Origin of the sequence: Gottschalkia acidurici 9a (assembly GCF_000299355.1) — a bacterium.
Classification (GTDB): domain Bacteria; phylum Bacillota; class Clostridia; order Tissierellales; family Gottschalkiaceae; genus Gottschalkia; species Gottschalkia acidurici.
The window spans coordinates 1,638,128-1,663,302 of record NC_018664.1 but is presented as its reverse complement, the minus strand read 5'-3'; the positions used below and the strand labels follow the sequence as shown (position 1 = coordinate 1,663,302).

Below are 25,175 nucleotides of genomic sequence, written 5' to 3'. Positions count from 1 at the left end.
TTATGGATATGAATCAGTATTTAGACATATTTATAGAAGAGTCTAGAGAACATTTACAACATATGAATGATAATTTACTTGAGCTAGAAAAAAATCCAAATGAAAAGAACTTACTTAATGAAATTTTTAGAGTAGCACATACAATAAAAGGTATGTCAGGTACTATGGGATTTAGTAATATAGCATCCCTCACTCATGAAATGGAAAATTTGTTAGATGCACTTAGAAATGATGAAGTCAAAGCAAGCGCTGAAATTATAGATATACTTTTTAGATGTTTTGATTCATTAGATGAATATATTAATCATATTATAGAAACAGGAGAAGAAGGAGAGCTAGATAGCACTGATTTAGTAAAGGAAATATACAATAGTTTACATAAAGATAGTAGTAATATATCTAATGAGATTAAGGTGCAAGCTACTAATGAAAATGAGTTAGATGAATATCTTATAGATGTTTTAAATAACTCAAAAGAGAAAGGGCTTAATTCATATAAAATTAATGTAAAGATTAGTAAAGAATGCATTCTTAAAGCTGCAAGAGCATTTATAGTTTTTAGTACTGCAGAGCAAATTGGAGAGATAGTTTATTCAAATCCACCAGCTGAAGATATAGAAAACGAAAAGTTTGATTTAGAATTTTCTATAGTATTAATAACTGATAGAGAAAAAGATGAAGTAAAAGAAGAGTTAGAGGTAATATCAGAAATAGAAAGTATAGAAGTATCTGATATATCTATACAAACAAGTAATGATAATAAGGATAAAGCAAATAATGAGGTTAAGAATTTAGAAAAGAGTAGTAATAGGGAGAAAGAACCATTAAAGCAGATGGATCAAAGTAAAAAGCCCCCTTCTAAGAGTAACAATAACAATAGAGCTGGAAAAACAGTAAGAGTAGATATAGATAGATTAGACAATCTAATGAACTTGGTAAGTGAGCTTATAATTATAAAGACTAGACTGGAAGATACAGGAGCCAATGAAAAAAGCAATATGAACGAGGCTATAGAGTATCTTGAAAGAATAACTACAAGCTTACATGATGCAGTTATGAAAGTAAGAATGGTACCTATAGAGAGAGTATTTAACAGATTTCCAAGAATGGTTAGAGACTTGACTAAAGAGTTAGGTAAAGAAATTGATCTTATAATGACAGGAGAAGAAACTGAGGTTGACAGAACTATTATAGATGAAATAGGAGAACCTTTAATACATCTATTGAGAAATTCCATAGATCATGGAGTTGAGGATCCTGAGACTAGGAGAAAGCTTGGTAAAAATGAAATAGGAAGAGTAGATTTAAAAGCTTATCCTGATGGGAATAGTGTTGTCATAGAAATAGATGATGACGGTGCAGGAATAAATATAGAAAAAGTAAAGAACAAGGCTATAGAAAGAGGTATAATAACAGAAGAAGAAGCTAAAGAAATGCAACAAGATCAGGCTGTAGATTTACTATTCAGTGCAGGGTTCAGTACCGCGGATACTGTGTCAGATGTTTCTGGTAGGGGTGTTGGTCTAGATGTTGTTAAGACGAAAATAGAGTCCATAAGTGGTAGTGTAGAGATTAAAACAGAGAGAGGCATAGGAACCAAGTTTATTATCAGGCTACCTTTAACTTTAGCTATAATACAAGCGCTATTAATAAATATTGCAGATGAAATATATGCAATACCACTAAGCTCAATCAGCGAAATTAGTACAATTGATAAAGATGAAATAAGAAAAGTACAAAATCAAGAAGTAGTACTTTTTAGAGGAAAAACATTACCTATTGTTAGATTGAATAGAATTTTAGGCATTCCAGATAAAGAGAAAGAATCGGAGATAACTATAGTAATAGTAAGAAAAGGAGATAAAGAAGCAGGGCTTATAATAGATAGTCTAATAGGTCAGCAAGAGATAGTAATAAAATCTTTGGGTAAGTTTTTATTAGATGTTCCATATTTATCAGGTGCTACGATACTAGGAAATGGTAAAATATCTTTAATATTAGATATTAACTCTTTAATATAAAGAGGAGGGATGAAAATGAATGAAAATATTGTATCAGATAAAAAGTACGTTGTGTTCAAATTAGAAGATGAATTTTATGGAATAGATATTAATAATGTTAGAGCAATTGAAAAAGCACAAGATTTTACAAGAGTGCCAAATGCTAAAAGTCATATTAAAGGTGTTATAAATTTAAGAGGTGAAGTAGTTCCAATTATAGAACTAAGGAAAAGATTTGGTTTATCAGAGAAAGAAATAGACTCTAATAGTAGAATAATCATAGTATTCTTAAATGAAATACAGGTAGGTATGCTTGTGGACTCGTCTTCAGAAGTTATAGAATTTAACACCGAAGATCTAGATAGTGCTCCATCTAGTATAGATACTGCATATGAGGACTTTGTTAAGTGCATAGGTAAAAAGGATGGAAGATTAATAATTTTATTAAGCACAGAAAAAGTAATAGGAATACAAGAATCAGAAGAAAATAACTAAAAAGTGGTGCTATAAATATGATGGATAATTTTAATTCAATGTTATTAGATGTTTTAAAGGAATTGGGAAATATAGGTTCCGGAAATGCTGCTACGGCTCTTTCTACTATGATAAATAAAAAAGTTGATATGGATGTTCCAAGAGTAAAAATTCTAGAATTTAAAAATGTTTCAGAGGTGCTTGGTGATGTGGAGAAGCCGGTAGTAGGAATATATTTTGAGATGAACGGAGATATAGAAGGAAATATAATGTTTATACTTGATTTAAACTCCGCTAAAAACCTTGTAAACATGCTATTTGGAAGAACCGATGAAAGAAATGAAATAGATGAGATGGATATGTCAGCCTTATCAGAGGTTGGAAATATACTATCAGCTTCATATATAAACTCACTAAGTTTGCTAACTGGTCTTAACTTAACTATATCAGTGCCTTCAATATGTATAGATATGGCTGGAGCAATACTAAGTGTTCCGGCCATACAGTTTGGCCATACAGGTGATCATGCTATATTTATAGAAACACAGTTTGAAGAAGGAGAGAGAAGTATAAATGGTGATTTGTTTTTAATCCCAGAAGTAGATTCCTTTGAGAAAATATTGAAAAGCTTAGGGGTATCGTAGTGATGAATCAAATAAAAATAGGTATGGCAGACTATAAAATATCAAAATCACCTGATGTACTTATAACTTTAGGACTAGGATCCTGCGTAGGAATAACTTTATATGACAAGGTTAGCAAGGTCGCTGGATTGGCACATATAATGTTACCTTCAAGTTTAGAAATAAAGAATAATTCTAATAAAGCAAAATTCGTAGATACAGCTGTAGACGAAATGTTAAGGGAAATGATATGTTTAGGGGCTATAAGAAGAAATATAGTAGCTAAGATAGCAGGTGGAGCTCAAATGTTCAACTTCTCAACGCAAAATGATATTCTAAGGGTAGGAGCTAGAAATATAGAAGCATGTAAAAAAAAGTTAAAGGAAGTAGGCATACGTATTGTAGCAGAGGATACAGGAGGAAACTTTGGTAGAACCATAGAGCTAGATTCTACAGATGGAAGCTTACTTATAAAGACAATTGGACATGGAGTTAAGACTATATAATATATGTACACCTTTATGGAGGTGGAAAAGTGGATATAGATGAACTATGGAAAACATATAAAAAAACTGAAGAACTTAAATATAAGCAGAAACTTATCACACAATATTCAACCTTGGTAAAAATAATAGCTGGAAGAATGTATAACTTCTATGCAGGGAATATAGAGTATGATGACTTAGTTGGATTTGGTGTATTTGGTCTCATAGACGCTATAGATAAATTTGACCTTGACAGAGACTTAAAGTTTGAAACTTATGCACAAATTAGAATAAGAGGATCCATAATTGATAACCTGAGAAAATTAGATTGGATACCTAGAGGTGTTAGAAAGAAATCTAAAGAACTAGAGAAGGTAATTAGTGAGCTGGAAAATAAATTGGGTAGGAGTGCTACAACAAAAGAAATAGCTCAAAGCATGGATATAACACTAGAAGAAGTAGACAATATTCTAGCTGAAACTGTGACTTTAAATATGGTATCTTTAGAGGAAACACTACAGCTCAAAGGTGAAGTATCTATGAACAATACGGGAGCACAAAGTCCTGAAAAGGTTTACGAAAATAAAGAAATAAAGAGTATTCTTTTAGATACTATAGAGAATTTAAAAGAAAAAGAAAAATTAGTTGTCTCTTTATATTATTATGATGAATTAACTTATAAGGAAATAGGGAATATTCTTAGCTTATCAGAGTCAAGAATATCTCAAATACACAGTAAGGCTATTATAACGATGAAGAATAATTTAAAAAGGCAAGGCATTGAAAATTATTAGGCTTTTTAGGAGGATAGCTTTATGATTAATGAAAATTTTATCGTTCTTGAGGGAAGAAATAAAGATAAGTTGATAAAAGAAGGTCTTGAGGAACTTAATAAGAAAATTGAGCAGGTAGATATAGAAATACTAGAAAGAGGAAGAACTATCGCCGGAATAAGTATAAAAAAATATAAAATAAAAATGAAAGCTAAAGATTGCTCTAAGGATAATTGTTTTGAAGTTAAAGTAAAAATAGAAAAAGAAGATAATGAAATGCCTTTATCAGAAATATGGGAAGATGAAGAAGATCTTATAGACAAAGATATAGGATCATTCGATATAACCTATTTGAGTGACGGGGTATACTTAACAGTTCATCCTGGAGAGATTATCAGAGTAAGCTATGAAACGGTGATAGAAAAAGTAGCAGGAAGAGAGATAGATGAAGTAAACTATGATGATATAAGAAAAATTGTTAGCAATGCAGAAGGTAAGCCAGTTAAAATAGCACCTAGTCAACAAGAGAAAGTTATAGATTCTAAAGTTGATATAGCGATATCAAATGATAAGATGGAGGGTTATATGATAATTACTCCTTCTTATGGAGGGAAAGATCTTTCGCTACAAGAAGTAATGAATATAGTAACAGAAAGAATAAAAGTTGATATAGATGAGGAAGCTATTAGACAAACTTTAAATGGGAAAAAGTATAATGATAAGATATTAATAGCCAAAGGCAAATTACCAATAGATGGGGTAGACGGGTATATAAAATATAATTTTAATGATAATAGAGAGAGCACTCCTCAAGTGCTAGAAGATGGTAGCGTAAATTTTAGAGATTTAAATCTAATATCTAATATAGCAGCAGGAGATATATTGGCGGAAAAGATACTTCCTACACAAGGAAGTGATGGTGTAGATGTATTGGGAGGAGTAATTAAACATAAAGTTGGGAAAGAGGAAACGTTGAAGTATGGCAATAATATAGTTCTCTCTGATGATGGTACTAAACTAATAACACAGGTTGATGGTCAAGTAACCCTGGAAAATGGTAAAGTTGTAGTACACGATGTATATAGTATAAATAGTGATGTAGATAATTCAACAGGAAATGTTGAATTTAATGGAAGTATAAAAATTAAAGGTAATGTTATTACGGGATTCAAAGTAACTGCTAAAGGAAATATAGAAATAGATGGAGTAGTTGAAGGTGCCGTAATAAAGAGTGACGGAAATATAATTATAAAAAGAGGAGTACAAGGATATAATGTTGCAGAATTAGAGGCTAAAGGGAATATAGTTTGCAAATATATAGAAAATGCTAAGCTTTACTCTGAAGGCGATATACACTCTGAGGCTATAATGCATAGTGAAATAGTTAGTGGAAACTCAGTTATAGTAGGAGGTAGAAAAGGACTTATAGTTGGCGGATCATGTAAAGCATCTAAGAAAATAGATGCTAAAATTATAGGTTCTAATATGGCTACAGCAACATTATTGGAAGTTGGATTAGATCCAAAATTAAGAATTGATCAAGAAAATTTAAAATCAGCTGTAAAAAATACAGAAATAGATATAGATAAATTTGATAAAATAGTTAAGCATCTCACGAGATTAAATACAGAAGGTGGATTAACAGAAGAAAAAAAAGAAATGTTAAATAAGAGTATTAAAGCTAAACTACAATTAGAGCAAAAACTGGAAATTTTAAAAGCAGAATTACAAAATATAAACAATAGAATAGAAAATGCCTCTATGGGTGAAATAAAAGTGGAAGACACAATCTATCCTGGAATAAGAGTAATTATGGGAAATAGTAGTACTCTTATCCAAGAAGAAATGAATAGATGTACAATATACATGGATAAGCAAGAAGGTCAAATTAGGATAGGTGCTTACTAACAACATTCAAAACGGGGTGATTTATTTGAGTATAAGACCTATTGATTTAAAAATCATAGTTCCAAAGACTCAAGAAATTTCAAGAATAGAGCAAAATAATCAAGATAAACAAAAATTCCTTTTACAGGATCAAATATCTGAACAAAATAAAAAGTTTGAGCATGAATTAAAAAAAGTAAATGATAGTGAAAAAACAGAAAAGAGTAAAATAAATAATAATGATGAGAATGAAGAAAAAGGTAAAAGAGAAAATAAAGGAAAGAAAGATAGAAAAGCAAAGGCCTCACAGGATGAAGAAAAAGCAAAAAATACAACATTGGGTGCTAATATAGATATAAAGATCTAAAGCAGGATATTTGGTATGCAAAAGTAAGAAAGAGGTGAATGAATCCATATAATCAGATTTAAATATAATCTTATTGATTTGTGGATAAAATAATTATGAATATGTTATTACTTACTTTTGGAATAGTGATAATAATAGTATCTATAGTATTAATAACTATCAATTTAGATAATATAGATGGAAATGATAAAAACAATCAAAATAAAGAGTCCACATTTACCTTACCTAAAAGCACAGAAATGGAGAATATTAAAAAATATTATGATAAAAAAGACTCTAATATAAACTACTCCGAACTAAAACGAGATGACAAATTAGACAAAGAAATAGAGGAAGAATACGTTAGTAATAGTATTGAGAAAATACCATATGAAAACACTACTCAGTTACATCAAGAAAGTAATACTATAACTAAAAATATAGATGTAACAGATAAGATCATAGAGATGCATAAACAAGGAATACATATAAGCGAAATAGCTAAAAGGTTTGGTAAAGGAATTAGAGAGGTAGAAACAATACTAAAAGTTAATAATAATTTCAAGTAAAACATTGCCAAAGTATTATAGGTGTGGTACAATACTAGAGGTAAAACTACACACACTCTTTGATTTTTAAGGAAGTGCTTTAAGCCCCTTGAAAAGTTGATGAGGGTGGAGGTAAAAACTATGGAGGTGCAAAAAAATGTCAGTAATTAGTATGAAAAATTTATTAGAAGCAGGTGTTCATTTTGGACACCAAACAAGAAGATGGAATCCTAAAATGGCGGAATACATCTTTACAGAAAGAAATGGAATCTACATTATCGACTTACAAAAAACAGTTGTGAAAGTTGAAGATGCATATAATGTTGTAAGAGACATTATTTTAGATGGTGGAGAGATACTGTTTGTTGGAACTAAAAAACAAGCACAAGAATCTATCGAAAGTGAAGCAAAAAGAAGTGAAATGCATTATGTAAGCCAAAGATGGTTAGGTGGTATGCTAACAAACTTTAAGACTATTACAAAAAGAATCGAAAGACTTCAAGAATTAGAAGAGATGGAAGAAAAAGGAATATTCGAAGTGCTTCCTAAAAAAGAAGTTATTAAGCTTAAAAATGAAGCTGAAAAACTTGAGAAATTCTTAGGTGGTATTAAGAATATGAAAAGAATACCAGATGTTCTATTTGTAGTAGATCCAAGAAAAGAAAAAATTGCAGTTAGAGAAGCAAAAATACTAGGAATACCAGTAGTAGGAATAGTAGATACTAACTGTGATCCAGATGAAGTTGACTATGTAATACCAGGTAATGATGATGCTATCAGAGCGGTAAAATTACTTACAGAAACTATAGCTAATGCTGTATTAGAAGGTAAACAAGGACAACAAATAGAAGAGTAAAAAGACAGGTAAGGGTTTAGAGGGAAAGATTCCCTTACTGCTCTTACCTTTTTAATTAAATAAAAGCATATAGGAGGAGAAATAGATGGCGATAACAGCTTCAATGGTAAAAGAGCTAAGAGAAAGAACAGGCGCTGGAATGCTTGATTGTAAAAAAATATTAGAAGAAACTAATGGTGATATTGAAAAGGCAATAGATGCTTTAAGAGAAAAAGGATTAGCTTCTGCAGCTAAAAAAGCGGGAAGAATAGCTTCGGAAGGTATAGTTGAAGCGTATATACATGGTGGTAGAATAGGAGTTTTATTAGAAGTTAATACTGAGACAGACTTCGTTGCTAAAAATGAAGGATTCAAAGAATTTGTTAAAGATTTAGCAATGCAAATAGCTGCTTCTAATCCAAAATATGTATCTAGAGAAGAAGTTTCTACTGAAGAAATAGAAAAAGAGAGTGAGATATTAAAACAACAAGCTATAAATGAAGGTAAACCAGAAAATATTGCAGAAAAAATGGTTACAGGAAGAATAGAAAAATATGTTAAAGAAATATGTTTGTTAGAGCAACCTTTTATAAAAAATCCTGATGTTACTGTAAATGAACTTTTAGCTGAAAAAGTTGCAACAATAGGGGAAAACATTAAAATAAGAAGATTTGTTAGATTTGAAGTTGGAGAAGGACTAGAAAAGAAAGAAGAGAATTTCGCAGAAGAAGTAGCAAAACAAATGAACATTTAATTTATTCAAATGGAGAACACTTAGTGTTCTCCATTTGAATAAATTACTAAAATAAAGGATTTTTAAACTATGATGTAGAATATACATGCTAGGAGTGTTTTAATGAGTCAACCTAAATATAAGAGAGTAATACTTAAACTAAGTGGGGAAGCATTAGCTGGTGAAAAGGGGTTTGGAATAGATACGGACACTGTGCTAAATATTTCTAAACAAATTAAAAAAGTCCAAGAAATGAATGTAGAGGTAGCCATTGTTGTAGGTGGAGGAAACTTCTGGAGAGGGAGAAGTACTAAAGACATGGATAGAGCAACTTCGGACTATATGGGTATGCTTGGAACTACAATGAATGCTTTAGGGTTACAGGATGCTCTAGAACAAATAGGAGTTATAACTAGAGTTCAAACAGCAATAGAAATGAGACAAATTGCAGAACCATATATAAGAAGAAGAGCAATAAGACACCTTGAGAAAAATAGGGTAGTTATATTTGCTGCAGGTTCAGGAAATCCATATTTTTCAACAGATACTACAGCTGCTTTAAGGGCTGCTGAAATAGAGGCAGATGTTATCTTGCTTGCGAAAAAAGGTGTAGATGGCATATATGATTCAGATCCTAAAATAAATTCAGAAGCTAAAAAGTTCGAACACTTAAAATATATTGATATTTTAAACTTAGGATTAGGAATCATGGACTCTACGGCGACTTCACTTTGTATGGATAATAAAATTCCTCTAATCATTTTTGGAATAGATGATCCGGACAATATTATAAAAGTGGTTAGTGGTGAAAAAATAGGAACAACAGTAGAGGAGGAATAAAGTATGAAGTTAGAAATTCATGAAGAAATCAAAGAAAAAATGCAAAAGACTATAAATTCTTGTGCAGATGAATTATCTGGAGTAAGAGCAGGTAGAGCAAATCCTACATTACTAGATAGAATAACTGTAGAGTACTATGGAGCTCAAACGCCTTTAAATCAAATAGCCAATATATCTGCACCAGAACCTAGAATGTTAGTAATCCAACCGTGGGATGCTAGTATACTAGGAGAGATTGAGAAGTCTATACTAAAATCAGACTTAGGATTGAATCCCACTAATGATGGAAAGATATTAAGACTTATGATTCCTCAATTAACTGAGGAAAGAAGAGTAGAATTAACTAAAGTAGTTAAAAAAATAGGTGAGAACTCTAAGATAGCTATAAGAAATCAAAGAAGAGACGCAAATGATGCTATAAAGAAGATGGTTAAATCAAATGAAATAACAGAAGATGAAGGAAAACAGGCTGAAGATCAGGTACAAAAAATAACAGATAACTCTACGGATGAGATAGATAAATTGGTTATAGCTAAAGAGAAAGAGCTTATGGAGGTATAAAATCACTTGGAAAAACTAGATATACTAGGATTACCATTGAAAGAAGGAATAGAGTTGATAAAAAAGAAACAACACTATAGACTTTAATATAGAAATAAAAGAAACCTTGGCTTGGAATAAAGAAAAACAAGAAAACTTGACAGAAGCTAGAATATTAAAAGCTTTAGAACATGAAAATAAACTAACTATTATAATTGGTTATTTCTAACCCCTTCTTTATTTAGGAGGGGTTTTTCAAGTTATACAGATCGAAGGAGGGTAAGAAATGAAGATATCAAATAATTCAAAAAAGGAATCTGTCGGTTTATTATTACAAAAAATTGATAAAGAAAAACTACCGAAACATATAGCTATAACCATGGATGGCAATGGACGATGGGCTAAAAAAAGATTTCTACCAAGAACTTTAGGGCATATAGAAGGTGTAGAAAGGGTAAGAGACATAGTAGAAGCAACTAGAGAACTAAACATACCATATCTTACTTTGTATACTTTTTCGACTGAAAACTGGAAAAGACCTAAGAAAGAAGTGGATACTTTAATGGGGCTATTAGTAGAATACTTAAGAAAAGAGATAGATAGCTTACATAAAAATGGTGTAAAAGTTAATATAATAGGAGAGCAGAGTGTATTATCAGAAAAAGTAAAAATTGAAGTAGAAAATGCTACCAGTAAGACTAAAAATAACGATAAACTAAATTTAAATATAGCTCTCAATTATGGAAGTAGACAAGAAATAACTAAAGCGTTTAAAGATATGTATTCAGATTTACAAAATAAAAAAATAGATATTGAAAAAGTAGATGAGAATACTATTAAAGAATATCTATATACGAAGAATCAACCTGATCCAGATTTATTTATAAGGACTAGTGGAGAACGAAGACTTAGTAACTTCTTACTATATCAAATAGCATACTCAGAACTAGACTTTGTAGATACACTATGGCCAGACTTTAAAAGAGAAGATCTCTATAAGTCAATAATTAATTTTCAAAATAGAAGTAGAAGGTATGGGGGAATTTAGGTGATTAATAATGAAATCTAGAATTATATCTGGGCTAATTGGCTTAGCTTTACTTATAACGATAGTTATGAATGGTGGAATTATATTTGATCTAAGTGTATTACTACTATCCTTAGTGGGAGTATATGAATTTAATAAGGCAATAAGAAAAATTGAAAATATTAATCCTATAAGCTGGATAAATTATGCATTAGCAATAGGCCTTTTTTTACTGAATTTCACGAAAAATAATATACTTGGATTTATATTATTTTTATATTTAATAATATCACTATGCTTATTAGTATTAAAAAGTGAATATAATGTAAAGGATATATCTATAACTATATTTGGAGGCTTATATGTACCTTTCTTTTTTTATCATATGTATCTTTTGAACGATAACGTATATATATGGTTAGTTTTTATAGGGGCTTTTGCTACTGATACATTTGCATATTTTACAGGAATGACTTTAGGAAAAAAGAAGTTATGTCCTGAGATCAGTCCTAAAAAGACAGTGGAAGGATCAATAGGAGGAATAATAGGTACACTGGTTGTTATGATAATATTTTCAAGAAAAATTGGAATCGATAACATTATAGGAATTTCTATTTTAAGTATAATATTATCTATAATGGCTCAGATGGGTGATCTGACTGCATCTACAATAAAAAGATCCTCTGGTATCAAAGATTATGGAAATTTAATGCCAGGACACGGTGGAGTTTTAGATAGATTCGATAGTATACTCTTTGTAACTCCTATAGTTTATTATTATATAACGTATATGCTGTAAATTAAAATTAAATATATTCTACTGAGGTGATAGTTTGAAAAAGATTAGTATAATGGGATCCACAGGATCTATAGGAACACAAGCTTTAGACATTGTCAGAAATAATAAAAATTTTGAAGTAGTATCTTTATCTACAAATAAAAACATAAAGATGTTAGAAGAACAAGCTTTAGAGTTTAGACCTAAAGTAGTTTCAGTTGGTGATAAAGAACAGGCTTTAATTTTAAAAGACAAGTTAAGACCATATAATATTAAGGTGGAATATGGACTAGAAGGTCTTGTAAAAGTTTCAACTGAAGAAGACTCGGATATATTATTAAACTCTGTTGTTGGAATGATAGGGCTTATACCAACAGTAGAAGCTATAAAGCAAGGAAAAACTATAGCTCTAGCTAATAAAGAGACTCTCGTGACTGGCGGAGAAATAGTTATGAGAGAAATTAAAAATAGAAAAGTTTCAATGATACCAGTTGATAGTGAACATTCGGCTATATTTCAATGTCTGAAAAGTGGAAAAGAAGATGAGGTAGAAAAAATAATTTTAACTGCATCTGGAGGACCATTTAGAGGAAAGACAAAAAAAGATCTAGAGCAAGTAGAAGTCAAAGACGCATTAAATCATCCTAATTGGTCTATGGGTAAGAAGATAACTATAGATTCAGCTACACTTATGAATAAAGGATTAGAGGTAATAGAAGCAAAGTGGTTATTTGATATGGATATAGACAAAATAGACGTACTAGTACATCCACAAAGTATAATTCATTCAATGGTAGAGTTTATAGATGGAAGTGTAATAGCGCAAATGGGCTCACCTGATATGAGAACTCCTATTCAATATGCGTTAACATATCCAGATAGATACAATAGTCATGTAGAAAAGCTAAACTTACTTAATCAAAAAGAATTGACATTTGAACCACCAAATAAAGAAGTATTCCCTTGTTTAGAATTAGCAATAAGAGCAATGAAAGAAGGGGGAACACTACCGACTGTGCTAAATGCTGCTAATGAAATAGCTGTAGAATTATTTTTAAAAGGTGAAATAAGATTTTTAGATATACCTCTATTAATAGAACAGGTTATGTCTTTACATAAAAACATAATAAATCCTAGTTTAGATGATATAATAGATGTTGATAAATGGTCAAGAGAAAGAGCAAACACTTATTTGAAAAACGGAGGTGTATTTAATTGAAGACAGCTATTTTCACAATCTTTGTATTTTTCATAGTAGTATTAGTGCATGAGTTTGGACATTTCATAGTGGCTAAACTATCGGGAGTATTGGTACATGAATTTGCTATAGGTATGGGACCTAAAATTTTAAGTTTTAAAAAAGGTGAGACAGACTATACATTGAGATTACTTCCTATAGGTGGATTCGTAAAGATGGAAGGAGAAGATGAGGATTCAGATAGCGAGAGAGGTTTTGGAAAGCAACCAATTGGAACTAGAATTGCTATAGTATCGGCAGGAGCTATTATGAACTTTATACTTGCTTTAGTAGTTTTCTTTATACATGCTTATACAATAGGAACACCAACAACTACCATAAGTGGAGTTACAGAAGGAATGCCAGCACAAGAGGCGGGATTAAAAGAGGGAGATAAAATAATAAACATTAATAATAAAGAAATAAAAAGTTGGGACAATGTCATAGAGGAAATTGATAAATCAGGAGATAAAAATATAAAAATAACCGTATTAAGAAATGAAAAAGAGAAAACCTTTAATATTGAGCCTGTAAATGCTGAAAAAGAGAATAGATTAGTAATAGGTGTAGAGAGAGGAACAGAGAGGAGTTTTACAGGCGCAGTAAAGGAATCAGTAAAAAACTTTGCATCAACTATAAAAATGATGCTAGAGTTTATAGGTCGAATTTTCCAGGGAAATATTAACAAAGATGAAGTATCAGGACCAGTAGGTATAGTATATGCCGTAGGTGAAGTATCTAAATATGGATTTATGTATGTGTTACTTTTTACTGGCCTAATAAGTATAAACTTAGGACTATTTAACTTATTACCTATCCCAGCGTTAGATGGAAGTAGAATAGTATTCTTATTTATAGAGCTATTAAGAGGAAAGCCTGTAGATCCTAATAAAGAAGGATTTATACACATGATAGGATTTATACTACTAATACTTTTAATGATAGTGGTAGCTTATAATGACATAGTTAAATTTAATATTTTAAATAAAATCGCTGGACTATTTAGGTAGGTGAGAAGTTTGAGAAAAATAACTAAAGAAATTATATGTGGCAACGTACGTATAGGAAGAGGTGCTCCTATAACGGTTCAATCTATGACTAATACGGATACTAGAGATATAAAATCTACTGTCAATCAAATAAGAGACTTAGAAAATGTAGGGTGCGACTTAGTTAGACTAGCAGTTTTAGATGTGGAAGCAGCAAAGGCTATAAGTGAGATAAAAAAACAAACACATATTCCATTAATAGCAGATATACATTTTGACTACAGGCTAGCTTTAGAGTCTGTTAAGAATGGTATAGATGGACTAAGAATTAACCCGGGGAACATTGGAGATAGAGAAAGGGTTCAAGAGGTAGTAAAGTCATGTAAAGAGAAAAACATACCGATTAGAATAGGCGTAAACTCTGGATCTATCAGTAAAGAAGTACTTCAAAGGTTTGGTGGCGTTAACTGTGAGTCTATGATATATAGTGCTATGGAACATATAAAGATATTAGAAGACTTAGATTATACTAATATAAAAGTTTCCTTGAAAACCACGGATGTAGATCTAACAGTAAAGTCATATAGGAAAATATCTGAAGAAATTGACTATCCACTTCACATAGGAATAACAGAAGCAGGAACTATATGGGGAGGAACTATCAAATCATCTATAGGAATAGGTGCATTACTATTAATGGGAATAGGAGATACTTTGAGGGTTTCACTAACTGGGGATCCTATTGAAGAAGTTAAAGTAGGAAAACAAATACTTAGAACATTAGGTTTACTCAAGGATAGAGTTGAGATTATATCATGTCCTACTTGTGGAAGAACGCAAATAGACTTGATAGAGTTAGCAAATAAAATAGAGAAAGCACTTGAGAATATTCCTAAATCTATTAAGGTTGCTATAATGGGATGTGCGGTAAATGGCCCAGGAGAAGCCAAAGAGGCTGATATAGGTATAGCAGGTGGAGTAGGTTGTGCTCTTATATTTAAAAAAGGAAAATTATAAAAAAGGTAAATGAAAAAGATATAGTAAAGGAACTATTATCTGAGATAGATAAACTATAGGCTAAAATTATAAGGAGGAGTTAGGTATGTACTCCATTACGGCTATTGTACCAGCTTACAATGAGGAAAAGACAATAGGAGATGTATTAAGTGAGATTAAGAAGGTAAAAATAATAGACGATATCATAGTAGTGAGTGATGGATCTACAGATAGAACCGTAGAGATAGCAAAAAGCTATAACGTAAAAGTAGTAGACCTATCGGAAAATTTAGGTAAAGGAGGAGCACTTAAAGAAGGGGTTGATAAGTGTATTTCAGAGATTATACTTTTATTAGATGCTGATCTTATAGGACTAAATACTAAACATATAGAGGACTTGCTTCTACCTGTTATAGAAGGAGAAGTAGATATGACTATAGGGTTATTCAACAAAGGCAGATTATCAACTGACTTTGCTCAAAAAGTTACTCCTTACTTATCCGGTCAAAGGGCAATAAGAAGATATATAATAGATAATATTTCAGATATAGAAATGACTAGGTACGGCGTAGAAGCTGCAGTAACTAAATATGTAAAAGAGAATAATATAAATTCTAAGAGGATTCCTCTTGAAAAGCTGACACATATGATGAAAGAGGAGAAATTTGGTGTGGTTAAGGGATTCACAGAACGAATGAGAATGTACTGGGAGGTAATAAAAACTTTTAAAGCAAGGAGATAGTTAAAGTATGCTTTCATCACAGCAAATAATAATAAGACTTCTACTATCTGTTGTGTTGTCGGGATGTATAGGAATAGAAAGAGAAAAATTAAGACGACCAGCAGGTATTAGAACTCATATATTAGTATGTATAGGATCTACGCTAGTTATGTTAACATCAATACATTTAGCAAGAATATATCCTAATGTTCAGGTGGATAGACTAGGAGCTCAGGTGATTAGTGGAATAGGCTTTTTAGGTGCAGGAACTATAATAATGCAAGGTAATTCAGTACAAGGGCTTACGACTGCTGCCGGATTATGGGCAGTTGCATGCATAGGACTAGCGATCGGATCAGGTTTTTATCTAGGTGGAATAGCTGCAACACTAATGGTATTAATTACATTGATACTTTTTAAAAAGATAGAAGAAAATATAATGAAGAAAAGCAACAATCTAATAATTAGCATAATTGTTACAAATAAATTGGAACAAATAAAAAATATATATAAAATTATAGAAGATATGAAAATAAGTATAAAAAAAATAGAGTTTAGTGAAGATGATAGTGGAGATTTAATAACTTTAGATATGGATTTAAAACTACCTAATTATGGAGTGAAAGATGACCTTATAAACAAAATCGTATCTCAAGATGGGGTTATGAAAGTATCTAAAAGATAGAAAGAAGGTTTTAGATATGACTTCAGCTAAAAAAAGTTTATATGAGTTTGCTAAGGATATAGAATTAGAAATAAACAACGATAAGATATTAAAGATGAATATAGATAAAAATTTATTTAAATACAGATAAAAAAAATCTTAAAATGATATTAAGTTCAGACGAAATAATAAATCAAGAAGAACTAGATAAGCTTACTATGGATTTAAATAAAATTTTTAATAAATTTAATCATATAAATATATATATAAAATATAATTTGCAGGATAAAAATTTAGAAAAATTCATTGAAAATTATATGTCAAATATTATATTTATTATAAAGAAAGAAATTCCTTCAAGTACTGCTTGGATAGACGAAATGAATTGGACTATAGAAAAAAATAATATTGTATTTTTTATTAATAATGAAGTAGCTTTATATGCTTTAAATAAAAGAAAAATGCAAAAACAGATAGTTCAGAAATTTAAAGATGAATTAGACTTAAATATTAATGTTAATTTTAAATATGAAAAAAGTTTAACTACAACGATAAGTGATTATAATGAAATGAAAGCAAAAGAAGAGGCTATATTACTAAAAGAAATAAACACAGTAAATATTAAAAACGATAGTTCAAGTAATAGCAACAAAGAAACTTATCCAAAACCTAAAAAAGAGAGCTATAAGACAAGAAGTAGTTCACGTAGACCCAATATGTTATATGGTAATAAAATGGAAGGTGAACTAATGAAAATATCTCAAGTAGATATAAATACTGGTATAGCAATATTAAAAGGTGAAATATTTGATGTAGAGACAAAAGAAATAAAAGGAGATAGAAAGCTTTACACATTTAATTTAACAGATTACTCTAACTCCATAACTATAAAAGTATTTGCAAATAAAAATACACAAGAAGCTTTAGATGAAAATCTAAAAGAAGGATTATATGTAAGAGTCTCTGGAGATATAATATATGACAATTATTCTAGACAAGTAATAATGATGCTTAAAGGTTTAGAAAAAGCTCATAAGGAAGAAAGAAAAGATAATTCAGTGGAAAAGAGAGTAGAATTACATTGTCATACTAAAATGAGCTCTATGGATGGTATGTGTAACTTCTCTGAACTAGCTAAAAAAGCATCAGAATGGGGACATAAAGCAATAGCCATAACAGATCATGGTGTAGTTCAAGGTTTTCCTGAGGCTATGGATGCGGCGCAGAAATATGGGATAAAAGTTTTATATGGTGTAGAAGGATATTTGGTTAATGATAGTAAGCAAATAGTTACTAATTTAAAAAATAGAGATATAGAATGTGAATATACAGTATTTGATATAGAAACTACTGGACTTTCTAGCAAAAAGGATAGAATTACGGAAATAGGAGCAGTTAAAATTAAAAACGGAGAAATAATAGACACTTATAGTCAACTTATAAATCCACAAGTTCCTATACCAGAAAAAATAACGAAATTAACAGGGATAACTGATGAAATGGTAAAAAATGAACCATTTATAGAAGATATTATGAATGACTTTATAAATTTCATAGGAGATAGTGTTTTAGTTGCCCATAATGCATCGTTTGATACAAATTTCATAAAAACAAATTGTGAAAGACTAAATATAAATATGGATAATACTATATTAGACACTTTATCTTTATCGAGAGTTTTGTTTCCCGACTTAAAGAATCATAAGCTAAATACAATATCCAAGCATTTAAATATAAGTCTAGAAAATCACCATAGAGCAGTAGACGACTCAAACGCTACTGCCTTAATATTTCTTAAATGTATAGAAATATTACAAGAGAGCGGTGTATCTAATATAGAAGAAATAAATTTATATTCATCAAAAAATATAAATTTTAAATCAGAAGAAACTTCGCATATAATTATATTTGCTAAAAACGAAAAAGGCCTTAAAAGCTTATATAAAATCATATCGGAATCTCACCTAAACTATTTTTATAGAAGACCAAGAATGTTAAAGTCTTTGCTAAGTAAGCATAGGGAGGATTTAATTATAGGCTCAGCTTGTGAAGCAGGAGAGCTATATAAATCAATACTTAATAATAAAGACTCTAATGAAATAAGAGATATAGCTTCATTTTATGACTTTTTAGAAATACAACCTATAGAAAACAATGACTTCTTAGTAAGAAAAGAAATAGTTAAAGACTACGATGAACTAAGAGAAATAAATAAAAAGATAGTGGAACTTGGAGAAGAGTTAAATAAAATTGTAGTAGCAACTGGAGATGTTCACTTTTTAGATCCTCAAGATGAAGTGTATAGAAGAATATTAATGGGCGGTCAAGGCTTTTCAGATGCAGATAATCAGGCACCTCTATATTTAAAAACTACAGGTGAAATGTTAGAAGAGTTTAACTACTTAGGAGAAGATAAGGCTAGAGAAGTTGTGATTAAGAACACAAACTTAGTAGCAGATATGATCGATGAAATAATTCCTATTCCAAACGGCACATATCCACCAGTCATAGAAGGAGCAGAAGAGGAATTAAGAGAAATGAATTATGAAAAAGCTACTAGCATATATGGAGATCCTTTACCAGAGTTAGTAAAGACAAGACTAGATAGAGAGGTAACTTCAATAATAAAGAATGGATATGCAGTTATGTATATAATTGCACAAAAGCTAGTTGCAAAATCATTAAGTGATGGATACTTGGTAGGATCTAGAGGTTCAGTAGGTTCTTCGTTTGCTGCAACTATGAGTAGTATTACAGAAGTTAATCCACTTCCACCACATTATGTGTGTCCTAAGTGTAAAAAAAGCGAATTTATTACGGATGGATCAGTTGGTTCGGGAGCAGACTTAAAAGACAAGGACTGTCCAGACTGTGGCACTACCTATAAAAAAGATGGCCATGATATTCCGTTTGAAGTATTTTTAGGTTTTGAGGCTGATAAAGAGCCAGATATAGACTTAAACTTTGCAGGGGAATACCAGCCAGTAGCTCATCAATATACGGAAGAATTATTTGGAGAAGGATATGTATTTAGAGCAGGAACCATAGGTACTATTGCAGATAAAACTGCATATGGTTTTGTTAAAAAGTATTTTGATGAAAAAGAAGAAAATGTTAATCATGCAGAAACAAGTAGATTGGTAAAGGGATGTACCGGTATAAAAAGAACATCTGGGCAGCATCCTGGAGGGATAATGGTAGTTCCAAACTATAAAGAAATATATGATTTTACTCCTATACAACATCCAGCGGATGATTCAAGTTCAGGAATAATAACAACACATTTTGATTACAACTCTATAAGTGGTAGGATATTGAAACTAGATATATTGGGTCACGATGTTCCCAGTATAATAAGAATGCTCGAAGATATAACAGGGGTAGATGTTCAAACCATACCTCTAGATGAACCAAAAACTATGCAAATATTCACTAATACAGAATCTCTTGGAATAACTAAAGAGGATATAAATTCCGAAGTAGGAACTTTAGGTATACCTGAATTCGGAACTAAGTTTGTAAGACAAATGCTTATAGACACTAAACCAACAACATTTGCTGAACTAGTTAGAATAAGTGGGCTTTCTCATGGAACAGATGTATGGATAAACAATGCTCAAGATTTAGTAAGGGACGGGGTAGCAAAATTATCTGAAGTAATATGTACTAGAGATGATATTATGCTCTATCTTATATACAACGGTCTAGATAAAAAAGTATCTTTTAAAATTATGGAGAATGTAAGGAAAGGTAGAGGATTATCTGAGGATGATGAGAAGTATATGAGAGAAAATAATATTCCAGAATAGTATATAGAGTCATGTAAAAAAATAAAGTACATGTTCCCTAAAGCACATGCAGTAGCGTATGTAACTATGTCTTTTAGAATAGCTTATTTTAAGGTCTATTATCCAGAAGCTTTTTATGCTACATACTTCACTACTAAAGCTATAGACTTTGACTCTGAGCTAATAGTAAAAGGGAAAGAAGTAGTAAAAGATAAAATAAAAGAATTGGAGGATCTAGGGAATAGTAAAACAGCTAAAGAAAAAAACCTATTAACTGTATTAGAAGTAGCACTTGAAATGTATGCTAGAGGATATAACTTGAAGAGAGTGGATCTTTATAGATCAGATAGCGACAAATTCATAGTTGATGGTGATGGAATATTACCTCCACTAAAGTCATTAGATGGTGTTGGAGAAAATGCTGCAAGAAATATATCACAGGAAAGAAAAAAGGGAGAATTCTTATCTATAGAAGACTTGGTTAATAGAGCAAAGGTAACAAAAACTGTTGTTGAAGCACTCAGAGTACACGGATGCTTAGAAAACATTCCGGAAAGTAATCAACTAACGCTATTTAGTATTTGATTTTTTCAGTATAATGTGATAAGCTAGATTTAATTATAAATAAAAATTTTTTGGAGAGGAGTGGGATTTACCCACTCTTGATTTATTTTATTACCATATAAAGAATAAATAATGTTCTTTATGGAAAAATAGCAAGTGTATAGTTGGAGGTGAACTGATGAAAAAAAATAGCATAGAAAAATTAGCATTAGAAATGGTAGAACCAATAACAGATGAGCTTCAATTTGAATTGGTAGATATTGAATACATAAAGGAAGGCCCTAATATGTATTTAAGAATATATATAGATAAGCCAGGTGGTATAAATTTAGATGACTGTCAAAAGGCAAGTGAAATGATAAGTGAAAAGCTAGATGAAAAAGATCCAATAGAAGAAAATTATTTTTTAGAGGTATCTTCTCCAGGACTAGATAGGCCTTTAAAAAATGAAAAAGACTTTAAAAGAAATATAGGAAAAGACATAGAGATAAGTCTTTACAGTTCTTTAAATGGGAGTAAAAAGATTGTTGGAAAACTATTAGATTTTGATGATAAGAATATATATATAGAAGATGAAAATCTAGAAAAAATAAATATAGAAAAAAGTATTGCGTCCAAAATAAACTTAGCTATTAAATTTTAATTGGGAGGTCAAGTGAGATGAAAGCCGAATTCATAGAGGCTCTTGAAGAAATAGAAAAAGAAAAAGGAATATCTAAAGAATTAATATTTGAAGCGTTAGAGGCTGCTCTTATTTCAGGATATAAAAAAAACTTTGGATCTTCTCAAAATGTAGAAGTAGATGTAAATAAAGAAACAGGGGATGTAAAATTATATGCTAAGAAAAATGTAGTAGAAATTGTGGAAGATGAATTATTAGATATAAGCATAGAAGAAGCTAAAAAACTAGATGCTAACTATGAACTAGAAGATATAGTAAGAGTAGAAATAACTCCTAGAAATTTTGGAAGAATTGCAGCTCAGACTGCTAAACAAGTAGTTATGCAAAAAATCAAAGAGGCTGAGAGGGAAATAGTTTTTGATGAATTTATAAATAGAGAAAATGAAATCATCACAGGAATAGTTCAAAGGGCTAGTAAAAATAATATATTAATAGACTTAGGCAAAACAGAAGGTATATTAGCACCAAGTGAACAAATTCAGGGTGAAGAATATAACCAAGGAGATAGAATAAAGTCCTATATACTAGAAGTTAAAAAGACTACTAAAGGACCACAAATATTACTATCAAGAACACATCCAGGTCTTGTTAAAAGACTATTTGAACTAGAAGTTCCCGAAATACAAGAAGGTATAGTTGATATATATAATATATCAAGAGAGGCAGGTTCAAGAACAAAAATAGCTGTGTACTCTAATGATGAAAATGTAGATCCAGTTGGTGCTTGTGTAGGGTTTAAAGGAGCTAGAGTAAAAGCTATAGTAGATGAGCTATATGGAGAAAAAATAGATATAATAACTTGGGATAAGGATATTAAAGAGTTCATTCAGAATAGTCTTAGTCCTGCTAAAGTTGTAAAAGTAGAAGTAGATGAAAAAGAAAAGTCAGCATTAGTAGTAGTTCCAGACTATCAACTATCTTTAGCTATAGGTAAAGAGGGACAAAATGCAAGACTTGCAGCTAAATTAACAAATTGGAAAATAGATATAAAAAGTGAAAGTCAATACAACTCTGAGATACATAGTGACGAAGAGTTAATAGATAATATAGAAAATTAAGAAAGGGTGTTATTAGTGAAAAAGAGAAAAATACCCCTTAGAAAATGTGTAGGATGTAATGAAAGTAAACCTAAAAAAGAACTAATAAGAGTAGTAAAAAATAAAGAAAATGAGATAAAAGTAGACTTAACAGGAAAAGTTAATGGTAGAGGTGCTTACATTTGTAATGACGCAGAATGCTTTGAGAAGGCTAGAATAAATAAGCGTCTTAATAGAGCCTTAGAGATAGAGATTCCTGGAGAGATTTATGATCAACTCTTAGAGGAAATAAAAGATGATAAATAAGCTTTACTCAATGATAGGTATTGGCAAAAAAGCAGGCTATATAGTAATAGGTGAGACAGGATGTATACAAACTATTAAAAGAAAAAGTGTAAATTAATTATACTAGCATCCGATGCTTCGGAAAATACTACAGATAGAATAATAAGCCTATGTAAAAAAAGTAATATAAAGTATGTTATAATTGGTAAGAAAGAAGAATTAGGAAATGCTGTCGGAAAAGGCCTATCGTCTATAATATCGATTACAGACCTTTCGTTTTCAGAAGCTATTGTAAATATAATAGATAAAATAGTCTGATTAGACGTATCACCTATAAAATTAAATGGGGGTGTATATTTTGACTAAAATAAGAGTATATGAATTAGCTAAAGAGCTAAAACTAACTAGTAAAGAGTTAATGGAAAAAATAGAAGAGTTGGATTTAAAAATAGGAAGTCATATGAGTACATTAGAAAATGACGAGGCGGAACTTTTAAGAGAATTGTTGTCTGAAGGAAGTAAGAATAAAGAAGAAAGTTTAGAAAATGAAATAAATGAGAATACTATACAAATAGAAGAGACTATACAGGTAAAAGAGTTAGCTGAAAAAATGAATGTTCCATCGGCTAAAGTTATAAGTAAGCTTATAACTTTAGGAATAATGGCAAGCTTAAATCAGGATATAGATTTCGATACAGCAAGTTTAATTGCAGATGAATATGGTTTTACACTAGTTAAAAATGAAGTTACAGAGGAAACTTTAGAGGAAATCTTGGCAGAAGAATTAGATTATGAAGATGTGCCAGAAGATTTAGAAGAAAGATCGCCTGTGGTTACAGTTATGGGACACGTTGACCATGGAAAAACTTCATTATTGGATAGAATTCGTGAAACGAGTGTAACTAAAAAAGAAGCTGGTGGAATAACTCAACATATAGGTGCTTATACTGTAAATATTGAAGGTAAAAAAATAGTGTTTTTAGATACGCCAGGACACGAAGCTTTTACATCTATGAGAGCAAGAGGTGCTCAAATTACAGATATAGCTATCTTAGTAGTAGCTGCTGATGATGGGGTAATGCCACAAACTGTAGAAGCTTTAAATCATGCAAGAGCAGCAGGAGTACCTATAATAGTTGCAATAAATAAAATGGATAAATATGAAGCTAATCCAGATAGAGTAAAGCAAGAATTAATGGAGCATGGTTTAATGGCAGAAGATTGGGGTGGAGACACTATATTTGTTCCAGTATCTGCTTTAAAAGGTGACGGTATAGATGAACTTTTAGAGATGGTACTTTTAGTTGCTGAAATGCAAGAACTTAAAGCAAATCCTAATAGAAAAGCTGTGGGAACTATAATAGAATCTAACTTAGATAAAGGTAGAGGACCAGTCGCAACTTTATTAATACAGAAAGGTACTCTTTCTATAGGAGACGCTGTAGTATCGGGAACTGCAAGTGGACGTATAAGAGCAATGATAGATGATAAAGGAAAAAGAATAAAGAAAGCAGGTCCATCAACTCCAGTAGAAATTTTAGGACTATCTGAAACACCAAATTCAGGTGAAATACTATATATGGTTGAAGATGATAAGAAAGCTAAGCAAATAGCTGAAAGAAGTAGAATAAAGCAAAAAGATGATCAAGTAAAAGCATTTCATAAAGTTTCACTAGATGATTTATTTGAAAAAATACAACAAGGTGAAGTAAAGGACTTAAATGTAATTATAAAAGCAGATGTAAAAGGTGCTGTAGAAGCAGTTAAGCAGTCTTTAGAAAAATTAAGTACAGATGAAGTAAAGGTAAATCCAATTCATGGTGGCGTAGGAGCTATAACTGAAACTGATATAATGTTAGCCTCAGCATCTAATGCTATAGTTATAGGATTTAATGTAAGACCTACTAATAGTGCTTTAGAAGTGGCTAAGGTAGAAGAAGTAGATGTAAGAACTTATCGAGTAATATATAATGCAATAGAAGATATAAAAGCTGCTATAGATGGAATGTTGGATCCAGAATATAAAGAGGTAGTTCAAGGACGTGCGGAAGTAAGAGCAACATTCAAAGTTCCTGGAAGTACTATAGCGGGTATATATGTATTACAAGGAAAAGTAACAAGAAACAGTAAAGTAAGACTTCTAAGAGACAATGTGGTTATTCACGAAGGTGATATTTCATCATTAAAAAGATTTAAAGATGATGTAAAAGAGATAAACCACAACTATGAGGGTGGATTAGGAATTGAAGGATATAATGATTTAAAAGAAGGAGACATAATAGAGGCTTATACTCTAGAAGAAGTAAAAAGATAAGAGGTGGAT

The 25,175-nt window shown here is 30.8% G+C and carries 25 protein-coding genes and 1 pseudogene; all 26 read left to right on the top strand.

The window, feature by feature from the left end; genetic code table 11:
- The first annotated feature begins 2 nt into the window (after positions 1–2).
- The 26 genes and pseudogenes from CURI_RS07900 (at position 3) to infB (ending at position 25,166) form a co-directional block, all read left to right on the top strand.
- Entirely contained in the window at positions 3–2,021 is a 2,019-nt protein-coding gene (locus tag CURI_RS07900) for a chemotaxis protein CheA (RefSeq protein WP_014967723.1), read from the top strand.
- A gap of 15 nt (positions 2,022–2,036) precedes the next feature.
- Positions 2,037–2,495: a chemotaxis protein CheW gene (locus CURI_RS07895; RefSeq protein WP_041701671.1), complete on the top strand. Its 459-nt coding sequence runs from the start codon at positions 2,037–2,039 to the stop codon at positions 2,493–2,495.
- Between the two features lie 17 nt (positions 2,496–2,512).
- A complete protein-coding gene (locus CURI_RS07890; RefSeq protein ID WP_014967721.1) occupies positions 2,513–3,118 on the top strand; it encodes a chemotaxis protein CheC in 606 nt (201 codons plus the stop codon).
- Between the two features lie 2 nt (positions 3,119–3,120).
- Complete coding sequence (locus CURI_RS07885; RefSeq protein ID WP_187287391.1) at positions 3,121–3,603, top strand: chemotaxis protein CheD; 483 nt, start codon at positions 3,121–3,123, stop codon at positions 3,601–3,603.
- 29 nt (positions 3,604–3,632) lie between these two features.
- Positions 3,633–4,376: a FliA/WhiG family RNA polymerase sigma factor gene (locus CURI_RS07880; protein WP_014967719.1), complete on the top strand. Its 744-nt coding sequence runs from the start codon at positions 3,633–3,635 to the stop codon at positions 4,374–4,376.
- A gap of 21 nt (positions 4,377–4,397) precedes the next feature.
- The gene (locus tag CURI_RS07875; RefSeq protein WP_014967718.1) at positions 4,398–6,263 is read left to right on the top strand and encodes a FapA family protein; all 1,866 of its coding nucleotides are present in this window, start codon (positions 4,398–4,400) and stop codon (positions 6,261–6,263) included.
- 25 nt (positions 6,264–6,288) lie between these two features.
- Positions 6,289–6,609 carry a hypothetical protein gene (locus CURI_RS07870; RefSeq protein WP_041701669.1) on the top strand — a complete coding sequence of 107 codons (321 nt, stop codon included), beginning with the start codon at positions 6,289–6,291 and terminating at the stop codon, positions 6,607–6,609.
- A 95-nt stretch (positions 6,610–6,704) separates the two neighbouring features.
- Complete coding sequence (locus tag CURI_RS07865; protein WP_014967716.1) at positions 6,705–7,157, top strand: DUF6115 domain-containing protein; 453 nt, start codon at positions 6,705–6,707, stop codon at positions 7,155–7,157.
- Between the two features lie 136 nt (positions 7,158–7,293).
- Positions 7,294–7,992 (top strand): 30S ribosomal protein S2, encoded by a 699-nt coding sequence (rpsB, locus tag CURI_RS07860; RefSeq protein WP_014967715.1) that lies wholly within the window; start codon positions 7,294–7,296, stop codon positions 7,990–7,992.
- 85 nt (positions 7,993–8,077) lie between these two features.
- Positions 8,078–8,725: a translation elongation factor Ts gene (gene tsf / locus CURI_RS07855; protein WP_014967714.1), complete on the top strand. Its 648-nt coding sequence runs from the start codon at positions 8,078–8,080 to the stop codon at positions 8,723–8,725.
- A 102-nt stretch (positions 8,726–8,827) separates the two neighbouring features.
- Complete coding sequence (pyrH, locus tag CURI_RS07850; protein WP_014967713.1) at positions 8,828–9,544, top strand: UMP kinase; 717 nt, start codon at positions 8,828–8,830, stop codon at positions 9,542–9,544.
- Between the two features lie 3 nt (positions 9,545–9,547).
- Positions 9,548–10,105: a ribosome recycling factor gene (gene frr / locus CURI_RS07845; RefSeq protein WP_014967712.1), complete on the top strand. Its 558-nt coding sequence runs from the start codon at positions 9,548–9,550 to the stop codon at positions 10,103–10,105.
- Between the two features lie 265 nt (positions 10,106–10,370).
- Positions 10,371–11,132, top strand: coding sequence for an isoprenyl transferase (locus CURI_RS07840; RefSeq protein ID WP_014967711.1), 762 nt, complete (start codon positions 10,371–10,373; stop codon positions 11,130–11,132).
- Positions 11,133–11,142: 10 nt separating this feature from the next.
- Positions 11,143–11,910 (top strand): phosphatidate cytidylyltransferase, encoded by a 768-nt coding sequence (locus CURI_RS07835; RefSeq protein WP_014967710.1) that lies wholly within the window; start codon positions 11,143–11,145, stop codon positions 11,908–11,910.
- 34 nt (positions 11,911–11,944) lie between these two features.
- Complete coding sequence (locus tag CURI_RS07830) at positions 11,945–13,108, top strand: 1-deoxy-D-xylulose-5-phosphate reductoisomerase (protein WP_014967709.1); 1,164 nt, start codon at positions 11,945–11,947, stop codon at positions 13,106–13,108.
- Positions 13,105–14,136 (top strand): RIP metalloprotease RseP, encoded by a 1,032-nt coding sequence (rseP, locus tag CURI_RS07825; RefSeq protein ID WP_014967708.1) that lies wholly within the window; start codon positions 13,105–13,107, stop codon positions 14,134–14,136. Before CURI_RS07830 ends, rseP begins: the two co-directional genes overlap by 4 nt.
- A gap of 9 nt (positions 14,137–14,145) precedes the next feature.
- Positions 14,146–15,191, top strand: a pseudogene (gene ispG, locus CURI_RS07820) (flavodoxin-dependent (E)-4-hydroxy-3-methylbut-2-enyl-diphosphate synthase).
- A 26-nt stretch (positions 15,192–15,217) separates the two neighbouring features.
- Positions 15,218–15,853: a glycosyltransferase family 2 protein gene (locus CURI_RS07815; protein WP_014967706.1), complete on the top strand. Its 636-nt coding sequence runs from the start codon at positions 15,218–15,220 to the stop codon at positions 15,851–15,853.
- Between the two features lie 7 nt (positions 15,854–15,860).
- Positions 15,861–16,517 (top strand): MgtC/SapB family protein, encoded by a 657-nt coding sequence (locus tag CURI_RS07810; RefSeq protein ID WP_014967705.1) that lies wholly within the window; start codon positions 15,861–15,863, stop codon positions 16,515–16,517.
- Positions 16,518–16,660: 143 nt separating this feature from the next.
- Positions 16,661–20,305, top strand: a complete 3,645-nt coding sequence (locus CURI_RS07805; protein WP_338028483.1) for a PolC-type DNA polymerase III — start codon at positions 16,661–16,663, stop codon at positions 20,303–20,305.
- Positions 20,306–20,371: 66 nt separating this feature from the next.
- The gene (locus tag CURI_RS16465; protein WP_228370405.1) at positions 20,372–20,869 is read left to right on the top strand and encodes a helix-hairpin-helix domain-containing protein; all 498 of its coding nucleotides are present in this window, start codon (positions 20,372–20,374) and stop codon (positions 20,867–20,869) included.
- A gap of 157 nt (positions 20,870–21,026) precedes the next feature.
- Positions 21,027–21,491, top strand: coding sequence for a ribosome maturation factor RimP (gene rimP / locus CURI_RS07800; protein WP_014967704.1), 465 nt, complete (start codon positions 21,027–21,029; stop codon positions 21,489–21,491).
- Between the two features lie 17 nt (positions 21,492–21,508).
- Positions 21,509–22,588 (top strand): transcription termination factor NusA, encoded by a 1,080-nt coding sequence (gene nusA, locus CURI_RS07795; RefSeq protein ID WP_014967703.1) that lies wholly within the window; start codon positions 21,509–21,511, stop codon positions 22,586–22,588.
- A 15-nt stretch (positions 22,589–22,603) separates the two neighbouring features.
- A complete protein-coding gene (rnpM, locus tag CURI_RS07790) occupies positions 22,604–22,873 on the top strand; it encodes an RNase P modulator RnpM (RefSeq protein WP_014967702.1) in 270 nt (89 codons plus the stop codon).
- A gap of 96 nt (positions 22,874–22,969) precedes the next feature.
- Positions 22,970–23,170 (top strand): L7Ae/L30e/S12e/Gadd45 family ribosomal protein, encoded by a 201-nt coding sequence (locus CURI_RS16545; protein ID WP_081580479.1) that lies wholly within the window; start codon positions 22,970–22,972, stop codon positions 23,168–23,170.
- A 40-nt stretch (positions 23,171–23,210) separates the two neighbouring features.
- Positions 23,211–25,166 (top strand): translation initiation factor IF-2, encoded by a 1,956-nt coding sequence (infB, locus tag CURI_RS07785; RefSeq protein ID WP_041701666.1) that lies wholly within the window; start codon positions 23,211–23,213, stop codon positions 25,164–25,166.
- Positions 25,167–25,175 lie beyond the last annotated feature (9 nt).